General features: G+C 31.1%; 15 protein-coding genes. 5 read left to right on the top strand and 10 right to left on the bottom strand.

Features of this window, described 5'->3' with window-relative positions; genetic code table 11:
* Genes agaV through SOR60_RS01005 form a run of 4 tightly spaced genes read left to right on the top strand, consistent with a single transcriptional unit; the run spans position 1 to position 2,718 of the window.
* Positions 1-477, top strand: a complete 477-nt coding sequence (gene agaV, locus SOR60_RS01020; RefSeq protein WP_154539707.1) for a PTS N-acetylgalactosamine transporter subunit IIB — start codon at positions 1-3, stop codon at positions 475-477.
* An 18-nt stretch (positions 478-495) separates the two neighbouring features.
* Positions 496-1,302 carry a PTS mannose/fructose/sorbose/N-acetylgalactosamine transporter subunit IIC gene (locus SOR60_RS01015; protein ID WP_154539709.1) on the top strand — a complete coding sequence of 269 codons (807 nt, stop codon included), beginning with the start codon at positions 496-498 and terminating at the stop codon, positions 1,300-1,302.
* Positions 1,292-2,287, top strand: a complete 996-nt coding sequence (locus SOR60_RS01010) for a PTS system mannose/fructose/sorbose family transporter subunit IID (protein WP_154539711.1) — start codon at positions 1,292-1,294, stop codon at positions 2,285-2,287. Before SOR60_RS01015 ends, SOR60_RS01010 begins: the two co-directional genes overlap by 11 nt.
* Positions 2,287-2,718 (top strand): PTS sugar transporter subunit IIA, encoded by a 432-nt coding sequence (locus SOR60_RS01005; protein WP_154539713.1) that lies wholly within the window; start codon positions 2,287-2,289, stop codon positions 2,716-2,718. The genes SOR60_RS01010 and SOR60_RS01005 overlap by 1 nt, the downstream gene beginning before the upstream one ends.
* A gap of 294 nt (positions 2,719-3,012) precedes the next feature.
* Here SOR60_RS01005 and nagA read toward each other — a convergent pair whose 3' ends face one another.
* Positions 3,013-4,140: an N-acetylglucosamine-6-phosphate deacetylase gene (gene nagA / locus SOR60_RS01000; protein WP_154539715.1), complete on the bottom strand. Its 1,128-nt coding sequence runs from the start codon at positions 4,138-4,140 to the stop codon at positions 3,013-3,015.
* Between the two features lie 469 nt (positions 4,141-4,609).
* Here nagA and SOR60_RS00995 point away from each other — a divergent pair, with 469 nt between their 5' ends.
* Entirely contained in the window at positions 4,610-6,397 is a 1,788-nt protein-coding gene (locus SOR60_RS00995; protein ID WP_320594978.1) for a homoserine O-acetyltransferase/O-succinyltransferase family protein, read from the top strand.
* Between the two features lie 51 nt (positions 6,398-6,448).
* On the opposite strand, the gene SOR60_RS00990 is transcribed toward SOR60_RS00995, so the two are convergent.
* The 9 genes from SOR60_RS00990 to SOR60_RS00950 form a co-directional block, all read right to left on the bottom strand.
* Complete coding sequence (locus tag SOR60_RS00990; protein ID WP_320594977.1) at positions 6,449-7,780, bottom strand: alpha-amylase family protein; 1,332 nt, start codon at positions 7,778-7,780, stop codon at positions 6,449-6,451.
* Between the two features lie 247 nt (positions 7,781-8,027).
* On the bottom strand, positions 8,028-8,501 hold the full coding sequence (locus SOR60_RS00985) for a PTS system mannose/fructose/N-acetylgalactosamine-transporter subunit IIB (protein WP_320594976.1): 474 nt from the start codon (positions 8,499-8,501) through the stop codon (positions 8,028-8,030).
* A complete protein-coding gene (locus SOR60_RS00980; protein WP_154539723.1) occupies positions 8,502-9,425 on the bottom strand; it encodes a sugar phosphate nucleotidyltransferase in 924 nt (307 codons plus the stop codon).
* Positions 9,426-10,448, bottom strand: a complete 1,023-nt coding sequence (galE, locus tag SOR60_RS00975; RefSeq protein WP_320594975.1) for a UDP-glucose 4-epimerase GalE — start codon at positions 10,446-10,448, stop codon at positions 9,426-9,428.
* Between the two features lie 10 nt (positions 10,449-10,458).
* On the bottom strand, positions 10,459-11,562 hold the full coding sequence (locus SOR60_RS00970; protein ID WP_320594974.1) for an ABC transporter ATP-binding protein: 1,104 nt from the start codon (positions 11,560-11,562) through the stop codon (positions 10,459-10,461).
* Positions 11,563-11,572: 10 nt separating this feature from the next.
* On the bottom strand, positions 11,573-11,752 hold the full coding sequence (locus SOR60_RS00965; RefSeq protein WP_154539729.1) for a DUF6903 family protein: 180 nt from the start codon (positions 11,750-11,752) through the stop codon (positions 11,573-11,575).
* Positions 11,753-11,754: 2 nt separating this feature from the next.
* The gene (gene gnpA, locus SOR60_RS00960; protein ID WP_154539731.1) at positions 11,755-13,914 is read right to left on the bottom strand and encodes a 1,3-beta-galactosyl-N-acetylhexosamine phosphorylase; all 2,160 of its coding nucleotides are present in this window, start codon (positions 13,912-13,914) and stop codon (positions 11,755-11,757) included.
* Positions 13,914-14,798, bottom strand: a complete 885-nt coding sequence (locus SOR60_RS00955; RefSeq protein ID WP_154539733.1) for a carbohydrate ABC transporter permease — start codon at positions 14,796-14,798, stop codon at positions 13,914-13,916. The genes gnpA and SOR60_RS00955 overlap by 1 nt, the downstream gene beginning before the upstream one ends.
* 9 nt (positions 14,799-14,807) lie before the next feature.
* Complete coding sequence (locus SOR60_RS00950; protein WP_154539735.1) at positions 14,808-15,698, bottom strand: carbohydrate ABC transporter permease; 891 nt, start codon at positions 15,696-15,698, stop codon at positions 14,808-14,810.
* Positions 15,699-16,340 lie beyond the last annotated feature (642 nt).

The following is a 16,340-nucleotide window of genomic DNA, read 5'->3' as shown; positions in this document are numbered from 1 at the left end:
ATGCCAAATATAGTATTGACAAGAATAGACAATAGGCTATTACACGGTCAAGTTGCAACTCAATGGACTAAAGCTATCGGGGCAAATCTAATATTAGTTGCAAATGATGAAGTTGCAGGAAATAAAATGAGACAAAATCTCATGAATATGGCTGCTCCTACTGGAGTTGCTACTAGATACTGGACAATTCAAAAAACCATTGATACCATTCATAAGGCTGCTGATAGACAAAAGATATTTATAATATGTGAAAGTCCATCAGATGTTTTAAAGCTTGTGGAAGGTGGTGTTCCAATTACAAATGTAAATATAGGTAATATGCACATGGCCGAAGGTAAAAGGCAAGTAGCAGGTGTTGTTGCAGTAGATGACACAGATGTAGATGCTTTTAAAAAATTAAAGGAAAAAGGTGTTAATTTAGAGATTAGAAAAGTACCTACAGAATCAGCAGAGGATGTCAACAAACTATTTTCATAAAAAATCTAGGAGAATTTAATGAACTTTAATATAATACAAATAATTTTAATATTCTTAGTTACTTTCGTAGTAGCTATCGACCAATTCTCTTTCCTAGAGTCATTATATCAACCGATTATTACAGGTCCTGTTATAGGAGCAATCTTAGGCGATATGCAAACAGGTCTAGTTGTTGGTGCAACTTACCAATTGATGACTATAGGAAATATGCCTGTAGGTGGAGCTCAACCTCCAAATGCAATTATAGGCGGTATTGTTGCTGTAATTTTTGCAATTACATCAGGGCTTAGTCCAAACGCAGCTGCAGCTGCTGCTATTCCATTTGCCCTTTTAGGACAATATGGTGTTACAATTATATTTACTTTAATGAGTCCTGTTATGTCAAAGGCTGATCAATATGCCAAAGAAGCTAACCCTAAGGGAATAGAAAGGATTAATTACTTATCTATGGCTCTTTTAGGAACTATTTTTGGAATAATAGTAGTATTATTCTTTATAGCTGGTTCATCTTTCGGAGCAAAACTTGCCGAAAAAATTCCAGAAACTCTAATGCATGGACTTGGAGTAGCTGGTGGAATGATGAAGTTTGTTGGTTTTGCAGTTTTATTAAGACTTATGGTGTCAAAAGATCTTTGGGGATTTTTCTTTGTTGGATTTTCCCTTGCAGTTATAGTTATGGCAAATGATTCTTTATCAGGATCAGCTTTATTAATCATTTCACTTATTGGCTTTGCTCTTGCTTTCTGGGATTATCAAATCCACTTAAAACTAAAGAGTGCAAGTGTTAGTGGAGGTTTCGAAGGAGGAGAAGAAGATGGAATATAATGATATGAACTCTTATAAGGACACTAACCCTAGTCCAAAGCTAGATCAAAAAACTTTAAATAAGATGGTTTGGAGATCACTTTTTCTACAAGCATCTTTTAACTATGAAAGAATGCAAGCTGGAGGATGGTTATATTCAATTTTGCCAGGTCTTGAAAAAATACACACTAACAAAGAAGACTTGTCAAAATCTATGACACATAACCTTGAGTTTTTCAATACTCACCCTTTCCTTGTTACATTTGTTATGGGTATTATACTTTCTCTTGAACAAAATAAAGTTGAAATACCAACAATAAGAGCCGTAAGAGTTGCAGCAATGGGACCTTTGGGTGGCATTGGAGATGCTATTTTCTGGTTTACACTTGTGCCGATAGTTGCAGGAATTTCTTCTAATATGGCATTACAGGGTTCTATAGCTGGACCGATTCTATTTTTTACAGTGTTTAATATTTGTCAATTTGCCCTAAGATTCTGGCTAATGAATTGGTCATATAAAATGGGTGAGTCTGCAATTGATATCTTGACTGAAAATGCAAAAGAATTTACAAGAGCTGCATCAATCCTTGGTGTTATAGTTGTTGGAGCACTTGTAAGTGTATATGGGGATACATCAATAGCTCTTGAAGTAGACAATGGTACAACAAATACTCCTGTACTTGTAGATACTATCGTAAATAATAATGAAATATCTCAATATGATGATCTATTATACAAGGATAAGGAGAAAAAAGAGTTAAATGATGGTGCAGTAATAAGAGATTTAGGAAATGGAAAATCAGAAATAGAATTTAACACATATGAAGAACAACCAGTAAAGGTTAAAATCCAAGAAGTGCTAGATGGAATAATTCCTGATCTTGTTCCACTTTCTATTACACTTTTATTATTCTTCTTATTGACTAAGAGAAAATGGACACCTATTAAATGTATCGGATTTTTACTAGTTCTTGGAATTGTTGGTGCATATATAGGAGTATTTTAATGACAAATGCAGTAATAGCAGTAAGTCACGCCTCACTTGCTAGTGGAATTTACTCAGCTATTAAAATGATAGCTGGTGACTTTGATAATGTAAGAATACAAGAATTCAAAGAAAATGATGACTTAAATCTCTTCGATAAAAAACTTAAAGAAAATTACGAATCATTAAAGGAATATGATAATGTTATAGTTTTGGCAGACTTAGCTGGTGGAACCCCTTTTAATAGAGCAGTAATGACTTTAGGTGAATTTGATAATGTGAGAGTTTTGGCAGGTCTAAACTTTGCTCTTTTATTTCAAGCTATAAATAGTGAGGGAAATAATATTGACGAATGTGTTGATGATATATTAAATATAGGAAGAGAATCAATAGTTTCATATAAATCGGAAGAAAACAATATAAATACAGATGATTTTGAAGATGGTATTTAGAAAGCAATACAATAATATAGGATTTTATAAAGTAAGGAAATAACTTTATATTATTTAAGGGGCTGTTGCAAAATTATGAATTTCTATCGTTGCATCATTTCAAGTTACTCCTAGACAATTTGAGAATAGCCTGCCGGCTCATGGAGGCCAAATTGTCGTAGAGGGACTTGAAATGATATTGCAACGATTAATTCATTTTGCAACAGCCCCTTTATTTATTCTTAAAGTCTTGTGTTTTAATTGCAAATTTCCAAGTATTAATACTTTCTACAATATTTTATCTTATATTATTTTCTATATCTCGTATCTTTTCTCTCCATTTAGGAAAGTTGCTTTTAGATTTAGTTCATCATCTAGCAAGATAAAGTCTGCATCATAGCCTACCTTTATCTTTCCACATACATCATCTATATCTACAGATTTAGCTGGCATTAAACTTGCCATTTGAACTGCTTCATAAACATCTACTATATCCCAATCATAAACATTTTTAACAGCTTCTTTAAGTTTTAAGATTGAACCAGCCAAGGAGCCTGATTCTAGTCTTGCTGTACCATTTTCTACCTTAACTGGAAATTCTCCAAGTTTATAATTACCATTTGCCATACCACCTGCCATCATACAATCTGTAATTAGGACAATTCTATCATAGCCTTTTTTATCTATAAGAATTTCAGCTGATGCTGGGTTTACATGATGACCATCACAAATTAGTTCTGAATAAGCATCAGAATTCATGGCTGCTCCCACCATTCCTGGCAATCTATGGTGAAGTCCACTCATACCATTGAAGGTGTGAACAAAGATATTAGCTCCTGCATCAATTGCTTCCATAGCCTCATCATAACTTGCATCAGAATGTCCTAAGGCAACTTTTACTCCCATAGCATTAGCTTTTTTAATGAAGTCTTTTACTCCTTTTCTTTCTGGAGCTAGGGCAATTTTATTTACAAGTCCATTTGACAATTCTTTCCATTTTTTAAGCTTTTCTATATCAGGATCTGACATATATTTTTCATTTTGAGCACCCTTGTATTTTTCTGTAAAAAATGGTCCTTCTAGGAATATTCCACGAACTTTAGCACCTGTTACATCCTTGTATTCATCTCCTACAAGTTTTACTGCATCATTTAGTCTCTCTGTTGTATCTGTAAGAGTTGTTGGTAAAAATGATGTAACTCCACATTCTAAAAGTCCCTCACTTATTACATTTAGCGCTCCTTTTTCAGCATTCATTATATCCTTATTTTTGTAACCATGGATATGAGTATCTACAAGACCTGGAGCAAGGATTCCTTCTAAGTATTCATATTCTTCTGGTTCATTTTTTGAAATTGATTTTACTTTTGCATTTTCAACTTCTATATATAATTCTTCTCCAACACTGTCTTCTAATATTACATAATCTGCTTTATAAAACATCTTCTTCTCCTTGTACTTTCTATATATTATAATACCGACTAAGGTGAATTTATCAAAATGGTATTTGTTTATAAATGTTTGTTTTTTATTACTTTATACTTATTTTTATATGTTATTAAATTTGATTAACTTAGGCTTTATTGCAAAATATTATTTAATTATATTGACTTAATTTTTTTATTATGATAATATATATAAAAATAAATCAGAACATAAAAAAGAAGAGTAACTTATAAAGATGATTTAAGAGAGCTTAGTTGTGGTGAGATAAGTAGATTTTTTGTAAGTGAAGATGGCCTTTTATTGTTGGCTTGCGATATGTAGCTTGCTAGGGGTATGCCCCTTATAGCAGATGGTATTGTTTGATACCTACTAAGTCTATTATCGTGAGATATTAGAAAAATAAGGTGGTAACACGAGTCTTCGTCCTTTGGTTGAAGGCTCTTTTTTGTATATAGAAAGGAATATTATGCCAGTTATATTATCTGAAGAATTAATTAAAAAGGAAATTTTAGAAAAAGAAGACATTTTTACCATTGATAAATCTAGGGCAAAAAGTCAGGACATAAGGCCTTTAAAGATTGCCATAGTAAATCTTATGCCTAATAAGGAAGAGACAGAAATTGACCTTCTTAAGCTTATATCAAATCATGCACTCCAGATAGAGGTTGACTTTATAAGAACTGATTCATATATAAATAAACACTCCAATTATGAAAGATTAAATAAGCTCTATAAGTCATATGAAGATATAAAAAACGAGAAATATGATGGAATGATAATTACAGGCGCTCCCATAGAAAATCTTGACTATTCTGATATAAAATATTGGGATGAGCTAAAAATGATATTTGACTATGCTAGGGAGAATGTCTTTTCTACTATTTTTATCTGTTGGGCATCCCTTGCAGCTCTTAACTATTTCTACCATATAGATAGTTTTTCTTATAAGGAGAAAATATTTGGTGTTTATCCTTTCTTTAAGGAAAGTGAATCTAGGCTTTTGGATGGCTTTGATGACGTCTTTAACATACCTCAATCAAGGTACAAAGGAATTGATCCAAAGGATATAGAGCTTGTAGATGATTTGAAAATTTTAGGTGAAAGTGATGAGGTTGGCCTAAGTCTTGCTGCAAGCTGTGATTATAGGTTTATCTTTAGCCTAGGACACTTCGAATATAATAAATATACTCTTGATAGGGAATATAAGAGAGATTTAAAAAATGGATTAGATGCTAAAAAACCTGTAAATTATTATTTTAAAGATAGCGATAAGATAAATATGAGCTGGAAATCAGCAGCAAGTCTTTTTTTCTCAAATTGGATAAATTATGCAGTATACCAAAATACACCTTATAGGCTAGATTCCATAAAAGAGAAGTCAGTATCAAAGTTTGGTGGCTCATCGCTTTCTGATGCGGGTCAATTTAGGAGAGTTAAGGAAATTATTAATAAAAAAGACGATAGGAATGTAATAGTCGTATCTGCACCTGGAAAGAGAAATCCTTACGATATAAAGGTAACCGACCTTCTTATAAAAGCTAGCGAGTCAAATGAGAAGATAAATAATATAGATAAGGAAATACTAAGACTAAGTAAGGTAAAAAATGAAGAAATTGAGATTAAAAATAAAATCTTAGAAAAGATAAGGGAAAGATTTTATGAAATTGTAGATGACTTAGACCTTAATAAAAATATAAAAAAAGAGATAGATGATTGTATTATAAGTGTGTCAGAGTCTTTAAATAAGGACTTTAACCTATCTCGTGGCGAGTACTTAAATGCTAAAATCCTTGCCCTCTACCTTGATTATGATTTTATAGATAGCAAAGATTTAATATATTTTGACGAAGATAATAAGGTTAATTTTGAAAGGACAACAGAGGCTATAAGAAAAAATATAAGAGCTGGAATGAAGGTGGTTGTTCCGGGATTTTATGGAAATAAAGATGGTCATATAAAAACTTTTGAAAGAGGAGGTTCTGATTATACTGGATCAATTTTGGCATCAGCCTTAGACTCATCTGTCTATGAAAATTGGACTGATGTTTCTGGGATTATGACAGCAGATCCCAACATAGACAAAACTGCCAAAAAGATAGAAAAACTCAAGTATAAGGATCTTGAAAAAATAATAAATTCTGGAGCAAGTGTCTATCAAAAGGATGCCATAGCTCCAGTTATGGATAAGAATATTACTATAAAAATACTAAATACCAACAAGCCTGATGATTCCGGTACTACTATAAAAGATTAAAATCCTAAAAGACAGGACTTAAAACCTGTCTTTTAATTAGTCTATAAAGTTTTACAATTTTAAAATTAACGCTTGGTATATATCTAAGGCCTCAGGTTCAAAGTCTCTTTTGTTATTTAGGATAATTTCGGCATCTTTTATCTCTTCTGCTATTTTTTCATCTATTAGGACAAAGTCATCTGAAAGATTTACTAAGACCATAAATTCCTCATCTTTGAAAAATCTTTTAAAGATATAGGCACTTTCATCAAAATAAATTTTCTCATAAGAACCTAGTCCATAAATTGAATTAATTTTTCTCATCATTATAAGTTCATGAATGTAGTATAAAAATGAATTTAAGTTCTTTAAGTCCTCCTTGTAGGAATTGTTATAATTTACCATAGACCCATAGTAATTTTCAACTTTTGAAAATCCTCCCAAATCTGTCATCTCCCACCTTAAAGGGAGTTTACTAGATAGGCTAGTGGTTTTTTTAATCTTCTTTATAATATCATCTTCACTTAAATCCTTATTTTTAAGAATTTTATATCTAGCTTTTATCTTTTTGTCATTTATCTTAGCTATATCAATATAATATTCACTTCTTGCTTCAATCTCTTCGCCTTGAAAAACGAAAGGTAGGGTTTTAAGAGAAAATAATAGGATATAAAGAGCCTTCATAAAATCATGTGACTCATCTTCATCATCAAGAATTTTATCAATTAGCCTAGGATAATAAAGATTTGTTAAATCTATACCATAGTGGATATATTTTTCCTCTGTATTTTTTTGAAGTTTATCCAAAAGTTCGTAATATTTCCTATAGTTATTTTTTTCTATTATAGAATTTATATTTGATATATAGACTATATCAGAAAGATTTTCATCATCAATTAGGGAAACATCTCTTACTCCTATTATAAATATCAATTTATTTTCTTCGCAAAAAGACTTTATTTCTTTTAAAATACTAGAAGAATTATCTCCAAATCTTTCAAAGAAAAGATCAACATCATTAAGTCTTATGCCCTTTACTCCCTTGTTTTTCCAATAAGATATTATATCTAAAAATTCATCCTTAAAAATATCTATCTTATAAGATTTAATCAGGTCACGAAAGCTAAAATCTAGGATTATTTTCATCCTAATTTCTTTAGCTTTTTTACATAGGTTTTCTATGTCATCTTCTTCTCCCAATTCTTTTTTTAGCTTATAAAAATTATATGAATTTTCATTTTCATAAAAAATATTATGTATTAGGCAATAGGTAAATCCAATCTGACTAATTGTAGATAATTTATTTTGTAATCCTTTTATATCTCCTATTCCGTCATTATCATGGTCAAAAAAAGACTCAACAAAGACTTCATAGTAGCTTGATTTTTTTAAAATATTGTTCATTTTCCCTCGCTTTTAATGAGATATTTACTTATATATTATTACCCTTATTAATAATTTTTCTACATATATCTATATTTTAGTAAATTTTAAAAGATAGGGTCATTATGATTAAATATAAATTAACTATTTTACTCAAATTATAGGTATTTAAATCTTATATTTATAAATATAGACTTTACCTATCTTAACTATAAATATAATAATATATAAAATTAGGCTTTTGCAAAATCTTGCAGAAGCCTTTTTCTTAATTTATATCAGAAACTTTTATTAACTTATCCTCTGGAAGGGTAAGAATCATAACTTTTATACCTTTTTCTTCTATTTTTTCTAAATCTTTTATCTCTTCATCTTTCAAGTAGATTGATTGGGTAATTTCTTTTGTATCTATTCTTCTTCTTTGATTTCCTAAGTTTATTTTATCTATATTTAAACCCTTATCTATAATTTCTAATGCAGATTTGGTATTTTCTACTAAAAGTATAGCTCTTATATCTTCTTCTAAGTGTTTTAATTTATCTATTGCATCAGCTATAGAAAGAAAATATGATTTTATTCCTATAGGTGTTGCCACATTTAGGATTTTTATTTTCTCACTATCTTCTGCTATTTTATCATCTGCTACTATTATTGTATTAGCCTTTACTTCATTTAGCCATTTTTTTGAAACTTGACCATGTAAAAGCCTATCATCTATTCTTGTAAGTACAACTTCTGCCATTTAAATCTCCCATAGATTTTCTTTATATACTCCATCCTTAAACATTTTTTTGAATTCTTCTTGGGCTGGTTTTAAGTCTTCCTTGTAGGTTATTCCTATCCACTTATCATTTGTAGGAATTACTTTAACTTCTGCTATATCATCTTCTAAAAATTCTCCAATCATATTAGGTAGGATATATTCTGCATCTATTAGTCTATCCCTATTTTTTTCTAAATAGTTTTTATAGTATTTTTCACTTATTTCTATGAATTCTGGGAAGGCTGCCCATACATTCATTGAAACTAAAGAGTCTAGGTTTAGGAAATCTTCAGGATGATTTTCCTTAGAAAGCACTTTTCCATCTTTATTTTCTATACCATGGGTTTCTTTAATATCTATTAACATATGGTCTTCATTTTCTAAGCATATTCCCCTATTTACTACCCCATTTTTTGATAGGGTATTTTTTAATTTATAGCCTGCCATAGAAACTTGTAATTTTTTCTTGTTTTTTTCTATAATTTCCGGGTTATTTAGGTAGTCATACATTAGCTTGAAGACTTCCCTACCGTAATAGTCATCTGCATTTATTATTAAAAATGGCTCGTTTATAAATTCTTTGGCATCTATAACAGCTGGGACTGTACCCCAAGGTTTAAGACGATTTTTTGGAACTTCAAATCCTTCTGGAAGTTCTTGTTTTTGGAAGGCATATTCTACATCTATTAATTTTTCTATTCTTTCTCCTATAACTTCTTTAAAGTCCCTTTCTATTTCATCTCTTATGATAAAGACTACCTTATCGAATCCAACTTTTTTTGCATCATAGATTGAATAGTCCATTATTGTATGACCAAAATCATCCATCTTGGCAAGTTGCTTTACTCCTTTTCCATATCTTGAACCAATTCCAGCTGCAAGTATTACTAAACTTGTACTCATTTATGCCTCCTCATATCCATTAGGATTGTTCTTTTGCCATCTCCAAGAATCTTCACACATATCCTCTAAGTCATTTTCACATACCCAGCCTAGGATATCTTCTGCTTTTTTAGCTGAAGCATAACATTTTGCAATGTCTCCTTCACGCCTATCTTCTATTTTATATGGAATTTTCACTCCACTTGCCTTTTCAAAGGCCTCTATCATTTCAAGAACTGAATATCCTTCTCCTGTAGCAAGGTTAAATATTTCCACTCCTGAGAGCTTATCCATAGCCTCTATTGCCTTAACATGACCTTTAGCAAGGTCAACTACATGGATGTAGTCTCTTACTCCTGTGCCGTCTTTAGTATCATAATCATCTCCAAATACGTGAACATAGTCATATTTTCCTATTGCAACTCCTGTTATATAAGGGATGAGGTTATTTGGAATGCCCTTTGGATCTTCTCCTATAAGTCCAGACTTGTGGGCTCCTATTGGATTAAAGTACCTAAGTAGGATTACTTTCCATTCATTGTCAGATACATAAAGATCTGTCATTATTTGTTCCATCATGGACTTAGACCATCCATAAGGGTTAGTACATTCACCTTTTGGAAAATCTTCTGTTATGGGGCAAGTTTTAGGATCTCCATAAACTGTTGCTGATGATGAGAATACTATATTTTTAACATTGACTTCTTTCATAGCTTCTATAAGAGTAAGAGTTCCAGTTATGTTATTTTGATAGTATTCAAGTGGTTTTTTTACACTTTCCCCAACTGCCTTAAGGGCTGCACAGTGAATTACTACATCTATTCTTTCATTTATTAAAACTTCTTTTATTTTCTCTTTATCGAGAACATCAGCTTCATAAAATTTTAAATCTTTTCCTGTAATTTTTTCTACTCTTTTTAAGCTTTCTACTGACGAATTTGAGAGGTTGTCATAGATTACAACTTCAAAATTATTGTCTAAAAGCTCTACTGCTATATGTGAGCCAATAAATCCTGCTCCGCCTGTTATAAGTATTCTTTTCATATACCATCCTTTAGTTTTCTAAAATATTAATTTCTGTTTGTGGGTCAAAGAAATGCATTCTTTCTTGATCTAAGTATAATTTTACCACATCTGCCTTTCTAATAGGATTATCCATATTAAGTTTTGCTAAATACTTATCTTTTTTACTATTTAGGTAAACATATTGCTCGCTTCCAAGCATTTCTGTAAAGGTAACTTCTCCTTCTAACTGACAAGGGGTTACTCTTTTTTGGTCATAAAGATGTTCTGGTCTTATGCCAAGTATTACTCCTTTATCTAAGTAGCCAAGCTCTTCTAATTTTTGACCTTTTACTATATCTATTGGAAGCTTATTAGATTCATTTTTAGCAAAGTATAATCCATCTTCTTTTATTATACTAGTATTTATGAAATTCATCTGAGGAGATCCAATAAATCCTGCTACAAAAAGGTTAATAGGATGTTGATATACTTCTGTTGGACTTGCTACTTGTTGGATTTGTCCTTTATTCATTATGACAATCCTATCTGCCATTGTCATGGCTTCTGTTTGGTCGTGGGTTACATAGATAAAGGTTGTATCTAATTGCTCATGTAGTCTTGAAATTTCTGCTCTAGTTTGTACTCTTAGTTTGGCATCAAGGTTACTTAAAGGCTCATCCATTAGGAATACTTGTGGATCACGAACTATGGCACGTCCTAAGGCCACCCTTTGTCTTTGTCCACCGGAAAGGGCTTGTGGCTTTCTTTCTAGGTATTCTTCAAGTCCTAAAACCTTGGCTACTTGATCAACCTTGGTATCAATTTGGTCTTTGGGATATTTTTTAAGCTTTAGGGCATAGGACATGTTTTCTCTTACAGTCATCTGAGGGTAGAGGGCATAATTTTGAAAAACCATAGCTATATCCCTATCCTTTGGTTCTACATCATTTACAAGCTTATCTCCTATATAAAGCTCACCTTTTGATATATCTTCTAGTCCTGCTACCATTCTTAGAGTTGTAGACTTACCACAACCTGATGGTCCTACAAAAACTATAAATTCTTCGTCTTTTATCTCTAAGTTGAAATCTTTTACAGCTTCTACTCCGCCATCATATATTTTATAAATGTTTTTAAATGTTAATCCTGCCATTTTTCCCCTCTTATGAAAATCTCCTGTTATATAAGTAAAGATCTAGCAATAGTAATCCAAGTGATATTATTTGGATAAATAAATACTTATATCCAGTAGTAGCATGTCCTATAAATTGTAAAATTACAGCTATTATGAAAATTAGACCCAAAATTAAATTGGCCATTTTTTTCTTTTTATAATAATCCATAACTACTCCTTAATCCACTTTATCTCGCCTAATCTAAGACTTAAATCTTTTACATTTCCATCTTTATCATATACTTTTGTTTCTATATCCTTATTAGAGTTGTTTATAATACAATACTCATCAAGGCCTTTGAAAGCTGCAACTTCTGCATATATACTTTCTGCAAAGTATTTTTTAAGTTCATCTTCCTTATGAGATACATACATGATGGCTCTTTTTATAATCCTTGTATTTTGAAAAGAATATGGACATCCTGCCATATAGAAACTTCTTCCCTTGCCATAGTCTCTTGTAGCCATTCTTACACCTTCATTGTAATAGTCTAGAATTCTTGTATCCTTATCTATGGCATATACATTTTCTTTTCCTTCTCCATAGTCTATCTTTCCTATTACATCCTCAAGTATAAAGTGGGAGTCTTCTACTTTTGTGAAATACTTGTTTCTTCCTTGTGAGAATCCACATTCTACATCAAGACCAAGGACATCCCTAAGTTGGAAAAATTTGCCATTTTTTTGATATGCTGATGGGTCTCCAACCCCAATAAATCCTCCACCATTATAAACATAAGAACGTAATTTTTCGATTATTTTACTATCAGAAAAATAATCAGCTCCAGAAAATGCTGTGTAGGCATCTCCAGCATTTATTATCACATCAAATTCATTAAGGTCTTTTTCTTTTAAATCATCAAAGTTTATAAAGGATACATCTACATCCATACCTGATAAGGCTTCCATAAGTCCCATATAGGAGTAAGCAAGTTTAAATCTTTTACCATGGGCTACAATGTGTGAACCCCAACGTCTTATCTCACCCCATGAGTTTAGTATTGCAACTTTGGCACTTACCTTTGGAATCTTTTCTGAAATTTTATTATAGATTAGCCTATATTCATCAGCAATATTTGCTATATAGTCTGTAAAGTCTTTAAATTTGTAGGCAAGGGATAAGTATCCACCATATCCAATCCTATCTAATGGACTTCTTAGAAGTGCTCTTCTTGCCTTTATCCAATTATCTCTTGCCTCAATTGATGGATCATTTCCTTCATAAAAGGTATCTGGGAAAAAGTATGGTAAAAATCTTCCCTCTTTCATTTGTGTGTCTATATCGGATATTAGTCTTAAAGTTATTCCATCTCCAACACTACCTACCACTCCATCAAGACCAATTTCTTTAAAATATTTGCCAAAAGGCTCTATTCCAATCCATGAATCTCCCAAAAACATTACAGCTTTTTTGTTATATTTGTGAACTAAGTCTACTAGTCTTTTTGCCCTCTCAGCTACAAATTTTGATTCAAAATCTATATAGGTTAGAAATTCTTTAGAAGGTTTCCTATACATTGAATTGTAATATCCTTCATCTATAAATACTTCCGGAGATAGTCTATAACCATATTGAGCTTCAAATTTATCTAAGGCATTTGGAGATACTGTATGAAGGTATCCAAACCAGTCTACATATTTTTCCTTAGCCTCTTTGTTAAATACTAGGGTAAAATGATAGAAAAATGTTGTAAACCTAACTATATCAGTTTTAGGATTTTCTATAAGCCACTTTTCTAGAGCTTCTTCTACGTATTTTGATGTTTTCTCCCCTCTTACATCCATTGGTATGTGGTGAGGGACATCTTTCCAATCATTTGTTATATAATTATACATTTGAGTTGGATCCCAAATGCCAAAGGCTAGGAAGGAAACTGAATAGTCGTGAAAGGGTATGGTTTTTATAATGACCTTATCTTTATCTAGGGTCCAATCATTTATATCAACAACTTTCCCTGTTGTCCTATCTCTTACTTCCCAGTATTTTTTATAGTCTGATTTGTAATCGATTTTGATTTGCTCATCATAGTAGTCTTCAAGTAGATCTATTTCAAGACTTTCAGATGTAGCAGTTTTGAATTCACTTGAAAGATAAAGTCTAATAGCCTCATCTAAGTTTTTTTCAGCAAAGTCATTTATATCTCTTACTGTAAAGTAGGTTGTATATATATCTACATCTTCTATATCTTTAATCTCATCGGGAAGCTTTGTTCCGTCAGAATCTCTTATAGCATCTGCCTTAAGTTTATCAAGCATTTCCAAAGTTTCATTATAGAAATTTTCTTCACTAGGAAGGGTTAACCTTCCCCATAGTTTATTTTGATTAGTCATTATCCTTTATCTCCTCCTATCATCATTCCTTCTGTAAGTTGTTTTTGTACTAGTATATACATTATTAAAGTTGGTATCATTACAATTACGAGTCCTGCATAAAGTCTACCATAATTTGCAGCCCCTCTTGCTGCTTGTTGTAGGTTAATAAGACCTACTGGTAGAGTTTTTTTAGTTTGGTCTGTCATAAGGGTTAGGGCTAGAATATACTCATTCCAAAATGACAAGAAATTAAATAATATTACTGTTATAACAGCTGGTTTTGCCATTGGAATCATTATATCAACCATGGTTCTAAAGTAGCCTGCTCCATCTATATAAGCTGCTTCTTCGTAAGATTTTGAAATAGATGAGAAGAAATTTGTGAGTAGATAAACTGTAAAAGGAACTGCAGTTGCTGCATAAATAAGGGCTAGAACTAACCTGTTATTTAATAGGAAAGCTCCTCCCATAACATTTGATAAGGGTCCTTGGTTTATCATCTTATTTAAATCTCTTAAAAGCATAAATATTGGAATTACTATATAGGAAAGGTTAATAAAAAGACCTGCTTTAAGTATGGTGCTAATTATTGACTTTCCTCTAAATTCCATACGAGCAAGTATATAGGATGCTGGTAGGGAAATTGCTAAAAGTATCACTAATCCTAAGAATGTAACCATAACTGAATTTAGGAAAAACTCTCCCATATTTGCAGCTTCCCAAGCATCTTTGAAATTGTCTAGGTAAAAGCTTGCTGGAAGTTTCCATGGATTTTGATAAAATTCTGGATTTGTCTTAAGTGATGACATGAACACCCACATAACTGGTATGAGGATAGATAGTGCCATTACTATCAGGCAAAAATATATAAATACCTTAAATAGTTTTGATTTTTCTTTCATTGCTCACTCCTAATATTGGATTAGATCTCTTTTAGTTAACCTATGCACTATAGCTGATAGGATAAAGGAGAATAAAAATACTACAACTCCTATAGCAAGTCCATAACCAAAGGCTGAATTGGTGTAGGCTTGTTCATATTGGTAGTTTAAAAGGGTTAAACTTGCCCCATCTGGTCCTCCGCCTGTTAAAGCCTTTATGATTTGGAAGGCTATATTTATATTACTTATTACATAAAATGTAAGGGTTGTTCTTATTGTTTGCCATGTAAGAGGTAGGGTTATATCAAAAAATTGTCTAATCCTACTAGCTCCATCAAGCTTTCCTGCTTCATATAGGTGTTCTGGAATCTGACTCATAGTTGACATATACATAACCATATAATATCCAATCGCTTGCCAGATCATGGCAAAACCAATTGAGTAAACAACCTTGAGTCTATCTCCCAAGAAAGATATATTCTCACTTCCTGGATTTATAAGTCTTAAAAGTCCATTTATAAGACCTTCATCCATGCCATAAACTACTGCAAAGATTGATGCTATAACTGCAATAGATAAAATATTTGGAATATAGAAAATAATCCTGAATACGTTTTGCCCCTTAAATGATTCACGTGTCAAAATTGATGCGAAAACAATTGCCATAACCATAGTAACTATTGTAACTATAACTATAAGAAAAATTGTATTTTGACTTGCCCTAACAAAATTTGGATCTTTGACTAAAATTTTGAAGTTATCTAGACCTACAAATGTCTTATTACCTGAAAGTCCTCCTGTTTTAAATAGGGATTCTTTAAATACATTGAATGTAGGATATACCATAAATAATAAATAAAGAATAAAGGCTGGCAATAGACCAAAGAAAATAAATCTAGACCTATTTTTGCTATTTTTCATAAAATCTCCTTGTTTTTTAGCTAAGCTTTAAAGTCCTAACTTTCACACCAAGTAAAAGCTTTATTTTTACAAGCTTAGACGCATGGTAATTACCTTTTCTTTTATTATATGAAAAGAAGATTAAAAAGTCAACAATAATATTAAACGTTTTCTTCTTAGATTTTAATTCTAATTTATTTAAAAAAATTTTCTATTTTTTATTACAAAAATATAGTTTTTTTCACAAAATTAAAGTAGTTAAAGATTAAATATATAATATAATATTGGATTTAAGTAAATGCAAAAAGGGACGTTCATTTTATGCACTATAAAAAGTTATTATATATAATATTCTAATTTAATTTATCAAGTTATATTGGTAAACGGAAAGAATGAATGTCCTATTACTTTCTTTTAAATTGATATACTTTACGAAAATTAATTAATAAAAATTTTAAATTGATTATTTGAATAAAATAAAATGGAACCTTGCAAATTATATTGATTTACAGGGTCCCTTTCTTATTTTTAAGATTCTTATATTTTTCCTAAATTAATCATAAGGAATATATTTAAAACATTTGATTAAAGCTAAAATGTAAACACTTTTCTAAAGTTATAATATTATATTTGTTTTCCTTTATTTTTATCTCTTATCATAAG

The sequence above is a fragment of the Anaerococcus porci genome (assembly GCF_034090325.1).
Classification (GTDB): domain Bacteria; phylum Bacillota; class Clostridia; order Tissierellales; family Peptoniphilaceae; genus Anaerococcus; species Anaerococcus porci.
This window is presented reverse-complemented; position numbering and strand designations above follow the sequence as displayed.